Source organism: Streptomyces sp. NPDC041122 (genome assembly GCF_055592445.1).
The window spans coordinates 1,103,725-1,117,809 of record NZ_JBVIYQ010000002.1 but is presented as its reverse complement, the minus strand read 5'-3'; the positions used below and the strand labels follow the sequence as shown (position 1 = coordinate 1,117,809).

General features: G+C 69.9%; 10 protein-coding genes. 5 read left to right on the top strand and 5 right to left on the bottom strand.

Annotated elements, in window-relative coordinates:
* Positions 1-21: 21 nt before the first annotated feature.
* Together sucD and sucC are read right to left on the bottom strand one after the other, a co-directional pair.
* The gene (sucD, locus tag ACZ6B8_RS11215) at positions 22-894 is read right to left on the bottom strand and encodes a succinate--CoA ligase subunit alpha (RefSeq protein WP_471607034.1); all 873 of its coding nucleotides are present in this window, start codon (positions 892-894) and stop codon (positions 22-24) included.
* 11 nt (positions 895-905) lie between these two features.
* Positions 906-2,036: an ADP-forming succinate--CoA ligase subunit beta gene (gene sucC / locus ACZ6B8_RS11210; protein ID WP_471607033.1), complete on the bottom strand. Its 1,131-nt coding sequence runs from the start codon at positions 2,034-2,036 to the stop codon at positions 906-908.
* 214 nt (positions 2,037-2,250) lie between these two features.
* Here sucC and ACZ6B8_RS11205 point away from each other — a divergent pair, with 214 nt between their 5' ends.
* The 5 genes from ACZ6B8_RS11205 (at position 2,251) to ACZ6B8_RS11185 (ending at position 10,241) form a co-directional block, all read left to right on the top strand.
* Positions 2,251-3,936, top strand: coding sequence for a thiamine pyrophosphate-binding protein (locus ACZ6B8_RS11205; protein ID WP_471607032.1), 1,686 nt, complete (start codon positions 2,251-2,253; stop codon positions 3,934-3,936).
* A 14-nt stretch (positions 3,937-3,950) separates the two neighbouring features.
* Positions 3,951-5,180, top strand: a complete 1,230-nt coding sequence (gene frc / locus ACZ6B8_RS11200) for a formyl-CoA transferase (RefSeq protein WP_471607031.1) — start codon at positions 3,951-3,953, stop codon at positions 5,178-5,180.
* Positions 5,181-7,337 carry an acetate--CoA ligase family protein gene (locus ACZ6B8_RS11195; RefSeq protein ID WP_471607030.1) on the top strand — a complete coding sequence of 719 codons (2,157 nt, stop codon included), beginning with the start codon at positions 5,181-5,183 and terminating at the stop codon, positions 7,335-7,337.
* A gap of 122 nt (positions 7,338-7,459) precedes the next feature.
* Complete coding sequence (locus ACZ6B8_RS11190; protein ID WP_471607029.1) at positions 7,460-8,845, top strand: OFA family MFS transporter; 1,386 nt, start codon at positions 7,460-7,462, stop codon at positions 8,843-8,845.
* Position 8,846: 1 nt separating this feature from the next.
* The gene (locus tag ACZ6B8_RS11185) at positions 8,847-10,241 is read left to right on the top strand and encodes an OFA family MFS transporter (RefSeq protein WP_471607028.1); all 1,395 of its coding nucleotides are present in this window, start codon (positions 8,847-8,849) and stop codon (positions 10,239-10,241) included.
* Between the two features lie 74 nt (positions 10,242-10,315).
* Here ACZ6B8_RS11185 and ACZ6B8_RS11180 read toward each other — a convergent pair whose 3' ends face one another.
* From ACZ6B8_RS11180 to eboE, 3 genes are all read right to left on the bottom strand, one after another.
* Positions 10,316-11,371: a sugar phosphate isomerase/epimerase family protein gene (locus tag ACZ6B8_RS11180; RefSeq protein WP_471607027.1), complete on the bottom strand. Its 1,056-nt coding sequence runs from the start codon at positions 11,369-11,371 to the stop codon at positions 10,316-10,318.
* A gap of 166 nt (positions 11,372-11,537) precedes the next feature.
* Positions 11,538-12,914 carry a nucleotide pyrophosphatase/phosphodiesterase family protein gene (locus ACZ6B8_RS11175; RefSeq protein ID WP_471607026.1) on the bottom strand — a complete coding sequence of 459 codons (1,377 nt, stop codon included), beginning with the start codon at positions 12,912-12,914 and terminating at the stop codon, positions 11,538-11,540.
* Positions 12,911-14,083, bottom strand: a complete 1,173-nt coding sequence (gene eboE / locus ACZ6B8_RS11170) for a metabolite traffic protein EboE (protein ID WP_471607025.1) — start codon at positions 14,081-14,083, stop codon at positions 12,911-12,913. The genes ACZ6B8_RS11175 and eboE overlap by 4 nt, the downstream gene beginning before the upstream one ends.
* Positions 14,084-14,085 lie beyond the last annotated feature (2 nt).

The following is a 14,085-nucleotide window of genomic DNA, read 5'->3' as shown; positions in this document are numbered from 1 at the left end:
AGGAGGGCGCGGCCGGGGCCGTCAGAGAAGGTCGAGCACCAACTGGGCGGTCTCGGTGGGCGTGTTGCCCACCCGTACGCCCGCCGCCTCCAGCGCCGCCTTCTTCGCCTGTGCGGTGCCCGAGGTGCCGGAGACGATCGCGCCGGCGTGGCCCATCGTCTTGCCCTCGGGCGCCGTGAAGCCGGCGATGTAGGCCACGACGGGTTTGCTGACGGACGCCTCGATGTAAGCGGCGGCGCGTTCCTCGGCGTCGCCGCCGATCTCGCCGATCAGGACGATCAGTTCGGTGTCGGGGTCGGTCTCGAAGGCGGCCAGGCAGTCGATGTGGGTGGTGCCGACGACGGGGTCTCCCCCGATGCCCACACAGGTCGAGAAGCCGACGTCGCGGAGCTCGTACATGAGCTGGTAGGTGAGTGTGCCGGACTTCGAGACCAGGCCGACGGGGCCCGGTTCGGTGATGTCGGCGGGGATGATGCCCGCGTTGGACTGCCCGGGAGTGACCAGACCGGGGCAGTTGGGTCCGATGACGCGGGTGCCGCGCTCCTTCGCGTACGAGAGGAAGGCGACGGAGTCGTGGACGGGGACGCCCTCGGTGATGACGACGGCGAGCGCGATGCCGGCGTCCGCGGCGTCCAGGACGGCGGCCTTGGTGAAGGCGGGCGGCACGAAGACGACGGTGGTGTCGGCGCCCGTGGCGGCCATGCCGTCGGCCACGGTGCCGAAGACGGGCACGGTCCGGTCGTCGAAGTCGACGGTGCGGCCCGCCTTGCGGGGGTTGACGCCGCCGACGATGTCCGTGCCCGCGGTGAGCATGCGGCGGGTGTGCCGCATCCCGACGGCACCCGTCATGCCCTGGACGAGGACCTTGCTCTCCTTGGTGAGGTGGATCGCCATGTCCCGGCTCCTTAGCGCGCGTTGGCGAGGTCGGCGGCTCGGCGGGCCGCGCCGTCCATGGTGGTGGCCTGCTGGACCAGCGGGTGGGCGCGGCCGTCGAGGATGGCACGGCCGCGGGCGGCGTTGTTGCCGTCGAGCCTGACCACCAGGGGTTTGGTCAACGTGACGGTCTCCAGGGCGCTGACGATGCCGTCGGCCACCGCGTCGCAGGCCGTGATGCCGCCGAAGACGTTCACGAAGACGGACCTGACCGAGGGGTCGGAGAGGATGACGGTGAGGCCGTCGGCCATGACCTCGGCCGAGGCGCCGCCTCCGATGTCGAGGAAGTTGGCGGGACGCGCGCCGCAGCCGGCGACCACGTCCAGGGTCGACATGACGAGTCCCGCGCCGTTGCCGATGACGCCGACCTCGCCGTCCAGCTTCACGTAGTTGAGGCCCTTGGCCGCGGCCGCCGCCTCGAGGTCCCGTTCGTGGGTCTCCTCGGCCGCGCCCCAGCGCTCCTGCCGGAAGCGGGCGTTGTCGTCGAGGGTGACTTTCCCGTCGAGGGCGAGGATCTCGCCCCGTGCGGTGCGCACGAGCGGGTTGACCTCGACGAGCAGTGCGTCCTCCCGGGTCAGCACGTGCCAGAGCCCGACCAGGGTGTCGGCCGTCTCGGCGGGGAGGCCGGCGGCGGCCGCGATGTCGAGCGCTTCGGCCCGGGTCACCCCCTTCTCCGGAGCGATGGGGATGCGTACCACCGCATCGGGGCGGCTCGCCGCGACCTCCTCGATGTCCGTGCCGCCCTCGGCGGACGCGATCGCGAGGAAGCGCCCGGCCGTGCGGTCCAATGCGTAGGAGACGTGGAACTCGGCGTCGATGGCCACGGGGTGGGCCACGAGCACCGCGCGCGTGGTGTGGCCCTTGATGTCCATGCCGAGGATCTGGCGGGCCGTGATCTCGGCCGCGGCGGGGTCGGCGGCGAGCTTCACGCCACCCGCCTTGCCGCGTCCGCCTGTCTTGACCTGGGCCTTGATGACGACACGGCCACCCAGTCGCTCCGCGCACACGCGGGCTTCCTCGGCCGTGCGGGCGACCTCGGCGCGGGGCACCAAGATGCCGTGCTCCTCGAAGAGTTGCCTTGCCTGGTGCTCGAAAAGATCCATTTCGGCTCCTGACCGCTGTGTCTGATCGGGTGTGCCGTTCGAGGTGAGATCCCCGGGCCCCCGAAAAGTGCCGCACGCCCCCTGGACACCACTCACCGGATGCGGGATAACAAGCTTCATACAGTATTCGTCGACTGTATGCAATCTACCGCGCGAGTGCCCCCAGAGCGTGCGAGCGCACTCCGACTCCCCTACGAAGGGACAGGACTTCGCCATGCCCGACGACAACAGCCAACAGGACATATCCGGTGGACATCTGGTCGCCAAGGCGCTCAAAGCGGAGGGCGTCGAGGTCATCTACACCCTCTGCGGCGGCCACATCATCGACATCTATGACGGCTGCGTCGACGAGGGCATCGACGTCGTCGACGTACGCCACGAACAGGTCGCCGCCCACGCCGCCGACGGCTACGCACGCGTCACCGGCAAGCCGGGCTGCGCGGTGGTGACGGCAGGACCCGGCACGACGGACGCCGTCACCGGGGTCGCCAACGCCTTCCGTGCGGAGTCCCCCATGCTGCTGATCGGCGGGCAAGGGGCCCACAGCCAGCACAAGATGGGGTCCCTCCAGGACCTGCCGCACGTCGACATGATGACGCCGATCACCAAATTCGCGGCGACCGTGCCGGACACCGCGCGCGCCGCCGACATGGTGTCCATGGCGTTCCGCGAGTGCTACCACGGCGCCCCGGGCCCGTCCTTCCTGGAGATACCCCGCGACGTGCTCGACGCCAAGGTGCCCGCCGCCACGGCGCGCATTCCCAAGGCCGGGCACTACCGGGCCTCGACGCGGTCGGCCGGAGACCCCGAGGCGATCGAGAAGCTCGCCGACCTCCTCGTGCACGCCGAGAAGCCCGCCATCCTGCTCGGCAGCCAAGTGTGGACGACCCGGGGCACCGAGGCTGCCATCGACCTCGTACGCACCCTCAACGTGCCCGCCTACATGAACGGCGCGGGCCGCGGCACCCTGCCGCCCGGCGACCCGCACCACTTCCAGCTCTCCCGGCGCTACGCGTTCTCCAACGCCGACCTCATCGTCATCGTGGGCACCCCCTTCGACTTCCGCATGGGGTACGGGAAGCGGCTCTCGCCGCAGGCCACCGTCGTCCAGATCGACCTCGACTACCGCACCGTGGGCAAGAACCGCGACATCGACCTCGGCATCGTCGGGGACGCCGGACTCATCCTGAAGTCGGTCACCGAGGCCGCTTCAGGCCGGCTCAACGGCGGGGCGTCCCGTCGCAAGGAGTGGCTCGACGAGTTGCGCGCCGCCGAGCAGACAGCGGTGGAGAAGCGCCTGCCGCAGCTCAGGTCCGACGCGTCCCCGATCCACCCGTACCGCCTGGTGAGCGAGATCAACGACTTCCTCACCGAGGACTCCGTCTACATCGGCGACGGCGGCGACATCGTCACCTTCTCGGGCCAGGTCGTCCAGCCCAAGTCGCCCGGCCACTGGATGGACCCGGGACCGCTCGGCACGCTCGGCGTCGGCATCCCCTTCGTCCTCGCCGCCAAGCAGGCCCGGCCCGACAAGGAGGTGGTGGCCCTCTTCGGAGACGGCGCCTTCAGCCTCACCGGCTGGGACTTCGAGACCCTCGTCCGCTACGACCTCCCCTTCGTCGGGATCGTCGGCAACAACTCGTCGATGAACCAGATCCGATACGGCCAGAAGGCCAAGTACGGGCAGGAGCGCGAACGCGTCGGCAACACCCTGGGGGACGTCCCCTACGACAAGTTCGCCCAGCTGCTCGGCGGCCACGGCGAAGAGGTCCGCGACCCCGCCGGCATCGGCCCCGCGCTGCGCCGCGCCCGCGAGTCCGGCAAACCCTCGCTGATCAACGTCTGGGTCGACCCGGACGCGTACGCCCCCGGAACCATGAACCAGACCATGTACAAGTGAGGAGCCCGACGGCCATGACCAAGGCTCTTGAAGGCATTCGCGTCCTCGATATGACGCACGTCCAGTCCGGCCCCTCGGCCACCCAGCTGCTCGCCTGGCTCGGCGCGGACGTGGTGAAGCTGGAGGCGCCCACCGGAGACATCACCCGCAAGCAACTGCGCGACCTCCCCGACGTCGACTCGCTGTACTTCACGATGCTCAACTGCAACAAGCGGAGCATCACCCTCAACACGAAGACCGAGCGCGGCAAGGAGCTCCTCACGGAGCTGATCCGGCGATCCGACGTGATGGTGGAGAACTTCGGGCCGGGCGCCGTGGACCGCATGGGCTTCACCTGGGACCGCGTCCGGGAGATCAACCCACGCATCGTCTACGCCTCGATCAAGGGCTTCGGAGACGGCCCCTACACCAACTTCAAGGCCTACGAAGTGGTGGCCCAGGCCATGGGCGGCTCCATGTCGACCACCGGTTTCGAGGACGGCCCCCCGCTCGCCACGGGCGCCCAGATCGGCGACTCCGGAACGGGTATCCATGCCGTCGCCGGCATCCTGGCGGCCCTCTTCCAGCGGGAGAGCACCGGCCGGGGCCAGCGCGTCAACGTGGCGATGCAGCACGCCGTGCTGAACCTGTGCCGAGTCAAACTCCGGGACCAGCAGCGGCTCGCCCACGGGCCGCTGGCGGAGTACCCCAACGAGGACTTCGGGGACGAGGTCCCCCGCTCCGGGAACGCGTCCGGCGGTGGACAGCCCGGGTGGGCCGTCAAGTGCGCGCCCGGCGGGCCGAACGACTACGTGTACGTCATCGTGCAGCCCGTCGGCTGGCGGCCGATCACCGAGCTCATCGGCCGCCCGGAGCTGGCCGACGACCCCGACTGGGCGACTCCGCAGGCGCGGCTGCCCAAGCTGGGCAAGATGTTCCAGCTGATCGAGGAGTGGTCCTCGACGCTGCCCAAGTGGGACGTCCTCGAGCGGCTCAACGCCCACAACATCCCCTGCGGTCCGATCCTCTCCACCAGGGAGATCATCGAGGACGCCTCCCTGGTCGCCAACGAGATGGTCGTCGAGGTCCCGCACCCCGAGCGCGGCAGCTTCACCACGGTCGGATCCCCGCTGAAGCTCTCGGACTCACCGGTGGAGATGGTCAGTGCGCCGCTGCTCGGCGAGCACAACGAAGAGGTGTTCATCGGCGAGCTCGGCCTCGGCGACCAGGAACTGCGCCTGCTCAAGTTGGACGGGGTGATCTGAGTGAGTGCAGCGGACCGCCGGCGGACGGTGCGCGCGCTCCTGGACGCGGTGCGCGCCCAGGGCCGTACGTCGCTGACCGCCCCCGAGGGCAAGGTCGTCGCGGACGCCTACGGCATCGCCGTGCCCGGTGAGGCGCTGGCCACCGACGTCGACGAGGCCGTGGCGCACGCCGCCCGCCTCGGCGGACCCGTCGTCCTGAAGATCGTGTCGCCGGACATCCTGCACAAGACCGACGCGGGCGGCGTGGTGGTCGGTGTGGAGGGCGCCGCCGACGTCAGGGCCGCCTTCCACCGGATCGTGGAGAACGCCCGCGTGTACGCCCCTCAGGCCCGTGTCGAGGGCGTCCAGGTGCAGGAGCTGCTGCCGGGCGGCTCCTCGGCGCAGGAGGTCATCGTGGGGGCGGTCACCGACCCCACGTTCGGGAAGGTCGTCGCCTTCGGTCTCGGCGGGGTGCTCGTGGAGGTCCTCAAGGACGTCACGTTCCGGCTGGCGCCCGTGGACGTGGACGAGGCGGCCTCCATGCTCGACTCCATCAGGGCGGCGGAGATCCTGCGCGGGGTGCGCGGCGCGCGGCCGGTGGACCGGCGGGCCCTCGCCGAGCAGATCCGTCTGGTCTCCGAACTGGTCACCGACTTCCCGGAGATCGCCGAGGTGGACCTCAACCCCGTCGTCGCCACACCGCACGGCGCGACCGCGGCGGACATCCGGATCCTCCTCTCCGAAGGAGCTCCCCCACCGCGGCGCACCTACACGCGCGCGGAGATGCTCGCCTCGATGCGCCGGCTCATGCAGCCCCGCTCGGTGGCCGTGATCGGCGCCTCGAACGAGCCGGGGAAGATCGGCAACTCGGTGATGCGCAACCTCGTCGACGGCGGCTTCTCCGGAGAGATCCACCCGGTGAACCCCAAGGCCGATGACATCGTCGGGCGCAAGGCGTACAAGAGTGTCACGGACGTCCCCGGCGAGGTGGATGTGGCGGTCTTCGCGATCCCCGCCAAGTTCGTGGCGGCGGCCCTGGAGGAGGTGGGCCGCAAGGGCATACCGAACGCGGCGCTGATCCCCTCCGGGTTCGCGGAGACCGGCGAACACGCCCTCCAGGACGAGATCGTGGCGATCGGCGAGCGGTACGGGGTACGGATCCTCGGGCCCAACATCTACGGCTACTACTCGACCTGGCAGAACCTGTGCGCCACGTTCTGCACGCCGTACGACGTGCAGGGGCCCGTCGCCCTGACCAGCCAGTCGGGCGGCATCGGCATGGCCATCCTCGGCTTCGCCCGCACGACCAGGACGGGCGTGTCGGCGATCGTCGGGCTCGGCAACAAGTCGGACCTGGACGAGGACGACCTCCTGACCTGGTTCGGCGAGGACCCCCACACCCAGTGCATCGCCATGCACCTGGAGGACCTCAAGGACGGGCGGGCCTTCGTGGCGGCCGCGCGGGCGACGGTTCCCAAGAAGCCGGTCGTCGTCCTGAAGGCCGGGCGCACCGCGGCGGGCGCGAAGGCCGCCGGCTCGCACACGGGGGCGCTCGCGGGCGACGACGCCGTGTACGACGACATCCTGCGCCAGGCGGGCGTGATCCGGGCTCCCGGTCTCAACGAAATGCTGGAGTACGCGCGCGCGTTGCCGGTGCTGCCCACTCCTGAGGGCGACAACATCGTCATCATCACGGGCGCCGGTGGCTCGGGAGTGCTGCTCTCCGACGCCGTGACCGACAACGGTCTGCGGCTGATGGACATCCCCGACGATCTCGACGCGTCCTTCAGGGCGTTCATTCCGCCCTTCGGGGCCGCGGGCAACCCGGTGGACATCACCGGTGGCGAACCGCCCGCCACGTACGAGGCGACCATCAGGCTCGGCCTGGAGGACCCCCGTGTCCACGCGCTCGTCCTCGGCTACTGGCACACCATCGTCACGCCTCCCATGGTCTTCGCCGAACTCACGGCCCGCGTGGTCGCCGAGTTCCGCGCGCGCGGCGTGGCGAAGCCCGTGGTGGCCTCCCTGGCGGGCGATGTCGAGGTGGAGGAGGCCTGCCAGTACCTCTTCGAGCGCGGCGTCGTGGCGTACCCGTACACGACCGAGAAGCCGGTCGCCGTGCTCGGCGCGAAGTACCGCTGGGCCCGGGCGGCCGGGCTGTTGGGGGGCGGTCGATGAGGTGACGGTTCGGGGTCGGCCGGCGGTGCGCGCCGGGCGGCCCCGGGGCCCGCGCGCACACGGAAGGGATGGGACAGGGGGCGCTGGCCAGGGTCTTTCCGACGCAAGGGGTGCTGTGCGACATGACGACAACTGACATACCCACGCCCGTCCCCTACCGGGAGGTGCGGGACGCGGGCGGCCGGGTGTACCGGGTCGGCGAAACCGACATCGACATCCTGGGCCGCAAGCGCAAGTGGATGGTCATCCTGCCGTGGGTGGGCATGATGGGCATCAGCTCCGCCGAATACGCTTTCGCCTCCGCCGAGGACACCCTGCACACCGCGCACCACTGGAGCAGCCTGCACATCTTCTGGATGCTGGGCGTCTGGGTGTTCTTCCAGGCAGCGGTCGCCTTCCCGGCGGGCAGGCTCCGGGAGACCGGCAGACTGCCGGCGCGCCACGCGATGCTGCTCGGCGCGCTCGGCACGCTCCTGGGCTATCTGTCCCTGGCCTTCGCGCCGCACGTGGTCGTGGCCTACCTCGGTTTCGGCATGTTCAGCGGCATGGGCGCCGGCATGGTCTACGCGACCTGCGTGAACATGGTCGGCAAGTGGTATCCCGAACGGAAGGGCGGCAAGACCGGTTTCGTCAACGGTGGTTTCGCCTATGGCTCGGTGCCGTTCGTCTTCCTCTTCACCGGCTACATGGACCTGACGAACTTCCGCTGGGTGCTGGTGTCCGCCGGGCTGCTGCTCGCGTCGACGGTCGCCGCGGCGGGCCACTTCTTCCACGACCCGCCGAAGAACTGGTGGCCCGCCGACGTCGACCCGCTGCGCCCGCCGGACGACCCGCGGGCCCGCCGCGCCATGCGGATGAATCCGCCCGCCGTGCGCCAGTCCCCCCCCAAGGAGGCGTGGCAGACCGGCCGCGTGGCGCTGATGTGGTTCTGCCTGCTGTGCACCTCGGGCGTGAACATCTTCGGCATCGCCTTCCAGGTGGACATCGGTGAAGAGGCCGGTTTCGCCGGCGGGATCGTCGCCACGGCGATGTCCCTGAAGGCCGTCGTCAACGGCACCGGTCGCGGCGTGATCGGCTGGCTGTCCGACCGCTACGGACGCAAACGCTGCCTGATCTTCGTCTGCGTCGTCCTGGGTCTCGCGCAGTACGGCATCCTCTGGTCCGCCGGCATCGAGAACCTTCCGCTGTTCCTGATCTCCTCCAGCATCTCCGGCTTCGGCGGCGCCATCTTCCCGATGTTCGCCGCCCTGACGGCGGACTACTTCGGCGAGAACAACAACGCCTCCAACTACGGCCTGGTCTACAGCTCCAAGCTCGTGTCCGGGCTCCTCGGCTCCGGCATGGGCTCGATCGTGGTCAGCCGCTGGGGCCACACCGGCGCGTTCACCCTGGCCGGTTCGATCTCCCTGTTCGCCGGGTTCATCGCGCTCTTCCTGTCGCAACCCGGCAGGCCCAGGTCCAAGGACATCAACCCCAATCCGCAGCCCCTCGGTGAGGAGATGGCTTGACATGACGGCGGAGCACATCGCCGGTCCCCGCGCATCGGCCGACCGCGACGCACCGGACACAGAGCTTCCCTACAGAGAACTCACGGACGCGCGTGGCCGCGTCTACCGCATCGGCGAGAGCGACCGGGAGATCCTCGGCAGACCTCGCTGGACGATGGTGGCCCTGCCCTGGGTGGCCATGCTCGCCATCAGCGTCTTCGAGTACGCCTACGGAGCGGCGGAGGACACCCTGTCCGCAGCGCACCACTGGACGTCGTCGAACACGTTCTGGGTGCTCAGTGTCTGGATCTTCTTCCAGGCCGGGATCTCCTTCCCCGCGGGCAAGCTGCGGGAGAAGGGCATCCTGACGAGCAGGGCGGCGATGCTGACGGGCTCGGTCCTGTCGCTGCTCGGCTTCGTGAGCCTCAGCCACGCGCCGAACGTGGCGGTGGCGATGCTCGGCTTCGGCCTGCTCGGCGGCGTCGGATCGGGACTGATCTACTCGACGTGCGTGAACATGGTCGGCAAGTGGTATCCCGAGCGGCGCGGCGGCAAGACCGGATTCGTCAACGGCGGGTTCGCCTACGGAGCGGTGCCGTTCATCTTCCTGTTCTCGTACGGCTTCGACACGTCCAACTACCGCACCGTGCTCGACCTCGTCGGCTTCTACGTACTGGCCGTCACCCTGGTGGCGGGCCTGTTCTTCAAGGATCCGCCGAAGAACTGGTGGCCGGCCTCGGTCGACCCGCTGCGGCTCGACGGTGACCCGCGCACGGCCGCGGCGCTGGCCAAGAACCCGCCCGCGGCCCGGCAGTTCACCCCTGGCGAGGCACTGCGGACCGGGGTGATCCCGCTGATGTGGCTCGGCATGCTGTGCTGCGCGGGAGTATCGATCTTCGGGATCTCCTTCCAGGTGCCGTTCGCCAAGGAGATGGGGTTCGGCCCGCTCATCGCGGCGTCGTCGATGGGCGTCATGTCGGTGATCAACGGCACCGGGCGGGGCGTGGTGGGCTGGCTCTCGGACCGTATGGGCAGGCAGCGGACCCTCACATACGTGTGTCTGACGCTCGCGGTGGCGCAGTTCGGGGTGTTGTGGGCGGGCGAGATCCGCAACCAGCCACTCTTCCTCGTCTTCGCCTTCCTGTCCGGCTTCGCGGGCGGCGCCTTCTACCCGCTGTTCGCGGCGCTGGTGCCGGACTACTTCGGAGAGAACAACAACGCCTCCAACTACGGCCTGGTGTACAGCGCGAAGCTGGTGTCCGGACTGTTCGGCGGCGGCATGGGCGCCATGGTCGTGGACTCCTGGGGTTACGTCGGCGCCTACATGACGGCCGGAGTGGTGTCGCTGGTCGCGGCGGGCCTCTCCCTTCTGCTGCGCCGGCCGGGGGCGCCACGCGCGCGTGCCGCCCTGGCCTAGCGGACGTTCGGATCATCTGCGGACGGGGCCCACCCACCGGTCGGCGGAAGGGCCCCGTCCGTGCTGTCGTGCGGTCAGTCGCCGCAGCGGGCGGACCGCAGCGAGTGCAGATGCTCGCTGGACTTGCGGGCGAACGCGTAGGACTCGGACGGGTTGTCGTGCTCGGTCTGCCAGTGGTGGTAGCGCCGGCCCTGGTGGGTACGGGCGGTCACCTTGGACAGGAACTTCTTGTAGTCGATGTCGCCGTCGCCGACATCCGTCATGCGGTAGCCGTCGTGCGCGGTCTCGTCGCGGATGCCGTCCTTGACGTGGAACAGCGGGTAGCGGTGCGGCTGCTTGAGCACGTAGTCGAGCGGTTCGAAGGGGGCGGGGGTACCGTCGGCCCGCTTGCCGAAGCGGAACTGGGCGCTGAACGCCCAGTAGATGTCCATCTCCAGGTATACGGAGTCGGGGTCGGTCTCGGCGAGCAGCACGTCGTAGAGCCGGACCTTAGGCTTGTCGGTGGCGAAGGAGAACTCTTCGGCGTGGTTGTGCTGGTAGAACTTCATGCCCCGCTTGCGCGCCGCTTCACCGTAGGTGTTGAAGTCCTCCGCCGCCCGCTTCCAGGCGTCGACGGTGTTGCCGTAGCGGAAGGGGCCCGAGGCGGTGCCGATGTGCTTGAGGCCGAGAGCCTCCGCGTCGTCGAGGACCTTGGTGAGGTTCTGCGCGAAGGTGTAGGCGCCTGGATTGTTGTCGTCGTAGTAGCCGACGTGCGAGCCGATGGGGTGCAGTCCGTGGTCGCGGGCGAGCGCCTTCAGCTGGGCGAGGGTGATGGGTCCCGCCGAGCCCTGGGTGTATCCGGCGAACTCGATCTCGTCGTATCCGTACTTCTCCAACTCGGCGAACACCGGGGCGAATCCGACGGTGGAGACCTTGTCGCGGAGGCTGTAGAGCTGTATGCCGAGGCGGCCGGGTGGCAGCACGGGGTGGCCGTGTCCGTGCTTCCTGCCCGTGGCGGGTGCGGCCGTGGCGATGGGGGCGGCGGCGCCCACGAGGGCCGCGGCGGTGGCCCCGGCCGCCACGCCGAGCATGCCGCGCCTGCTGAGTCTGCGGGCGATCTCGGGATCGGTGGAAGAGGGCTTTTGGCTCATGCGGTTCTCCTCGGCTGGATCGAATCAGGGGCGCATCAAGGGGCGCATCAGGGGGGGTTCGAAAAACGGATCAGGGATCGCTCAGGGGCGGACCCTGATGGCAGGGCCCGATCCCTCTGGTTCAGTGGAGATCAAGCGGATTCGACGGCGCGGGCCGCGGCCGGCATCAGGTCAGGCCCGCGAGGTCGAGCAGGAGCGATTTCACATCGGTGGCCGCGACGCGGTCACGGACGGCACGGGGGGTGGAGCACAGAATGAGCGGACTTTCGTCCTCACTCGTGGGGAGGCGGCCATGGCTGCCGCGAATAGGTGACGGGTCCAGCGGCACGACCGCCATGCGATAGCGCATGCCGAGCTTCTTCCGAGCCAGCGCGCCCGCGGCCTTGACGCGGACGTAGGGGTCCTGGGGGTCCATGAAGAGCTCGACGGGGTCGTAGCCGGGTTTGCGGTGGATCTCGACGAGCTGCGCGAAGTCGGGCGCGCGGTCATCGTCGAGCCAGTAGTAGTACGTGAACCAGGCGTCCGGCTCCGCGACGGCGACGAGCTCACCGGCGCGCGGGTGATCCAGGTGGTGGTCCTTCTTGCCCTCGTCGTCGAGGAGTTGCTCGATGCCGGGGACGTCCTCAAGGGCGGCGCGGGTGGCCGCGAGGTCCTCCGGGCGGCGGACGTAGACGTGGGCGATCTGGTGGTCGGCGACGGCGAAGGCGCGCGACGCCATCGGATCGAGGTACTCCATCCCGTCCTGGGTGTGTACCTCCAGCAGACCGGCGCGGCGCAGCACCCGGTTGATGTCGACGGGCCGGTTCACCCGGGTGATGCCGTACTCGGAGAGGGCGACGACGGTCCGTCCCTCCGCCTTCGCGTCGGCGAGCAGGGGGGCGACGGTCGCGTCCAGCTCGGCGGCCGCGCGGAAGGAGCGCGAGTCGTCGGGGCCGAAGCGCTGCAGGTCGTAGTCGAGATGAGGGAGGTAGCACAGGGCGAGGTCGGGGCGGCGGGTGTCGATGACGTGGCGGGTGGCGTCGACGATCCAGCGGCTGGACACGATGTCGGCGCCGGGGCCCCAGAAGTGGAAGAGGGGGAAGGAGCCGAGTTTCTCGGTGAGTTCGTCGTGGAGTTCGGGGGGCCGGGTGTAGCAGTCGGGCTCTTTGCGGCCGTCGGCGTAGTAGACGGGGCGGGGGGTGATGGTGAAGTCGGTGTCGGCGCCCATGGCGTACCACCAACAGATGTTGGCGACGGTGTAGCCGGGGTGGGCGCGGCGGGCCGCGTCCCACAGTTTGTCGCCGGAGACGAGGCCGTTGTGCTGGCGCCACAGGAGGACGTCACCGAGCTCGCGGAAGTACCAGCCATTGCCGACGATGCCGTGCTCGGCGGGGGTGGTGCCGGTGAGGAAGGTGGACTGTGCGGCACAGGTCACGGCGGGCAGAACGGTGCCGAGCGGCGCACGGGACCCGACCTGGCCGAGTGCTTTGAGGTGCGGCATGTGGTCGAGGAGGCGCGGGGTGAGACCGACGACGTCGAGGACCAGCAAGGGGGTGGGAGTCATGGCAGTTCCTTGAGACCGAGGTCGGTGAGGAGGTCGCGGGCGAGGGCGAGTTCGGCGGCGATGCCCTCGGCGAGCTGGGTTCGGCCGCGCGGGCGCAGTGCGGGCGGCAGGGCCTGCCAGGTGTAGGTCTCGACCTCGAGGTGGTGGGTGCGGGGCTCTGATCCACCGACGAGTCCGCTCAGGACATCCTTCAGCACGGGGAGGGTGGAGGTGAGGGGCGCGGCGGGGGCGGCGTGCAGCGGGACATGGAAGTGGGCCCGCCAGGGCGCCGTGTCCGGCAGGACGTCGGCGGTGAGGGCTTCGCCGAGGTCGTCGGTGCCCTGGAGGTGGCCGGCACCGGTCAGGGTGCGGGTCTGGTGGAGGAAGCGGGGTTCATCGAAGGCCGCGAGGGCTTCGCGTACCTCGGGGAGGTGGGGGTGTTCGGCGTGGAGTGCGGCGGACAGCTGCGATTTGACGACGGGGATGCCCGCGGCGGCGAGAGCATCGAGGGCGGTCGCCGGGTCTTCGAAGGAGGTGGCGAGGTGGCAGGTGTCCACACAGACGCCGATACGGTCGTGGCCGACGGCGGCGAGGGGTGCGATGGCGTCGGCGGTCGTCTCGACAGTGCAGCCGGGCTCCGGTTCGAGTCCGATGCGGATGGAGCGGCCGGTGAGTTCGGTGAGGGCGTCCAGGCGCTGGGCGAGCACGGTGAGGGCCGAGCGGGTGGCCTCCGCGCGGGTGGCGTCGAACGGGGTGCGCCAGGCGAGCGGCAGGGTGGAGATGGTGCCTTCGCTGACGTCGTCGGGGAGCAGGGCGGCGAGGAGCCGGGCCAGGTCGGTGGTGTGGCTCAGACGCTCCGGGTCGGTCCAGTCCGGCTTGTAGACGCGGTACTTGACCTGTTCGGAGCCGAAGCCCTCATAGGGGAAGCCGTTGAGGGTGACGACCTCGAGGCCACGCCGGTCGAGTTCGGTGCGCAGGCCGCGCAGCGCGGCGGGGTCGGTGACGAGGGCGTGGGCGGCGTCCTTGGCGAGCCAGAGCCCGATGCCGAGCCGGTCCCTGCCGAGCCGCTTGCGCACGGGCTCGCAGTGGTCGCGGAGCTGGGCGAGGACGCCGTCGAGGGTCTCGGCCGGGTGGACGTTGGTGCAGTACGCGAGGTGGACGGTCGACCCGTCGGGGTGGCGGAAGCGCATGG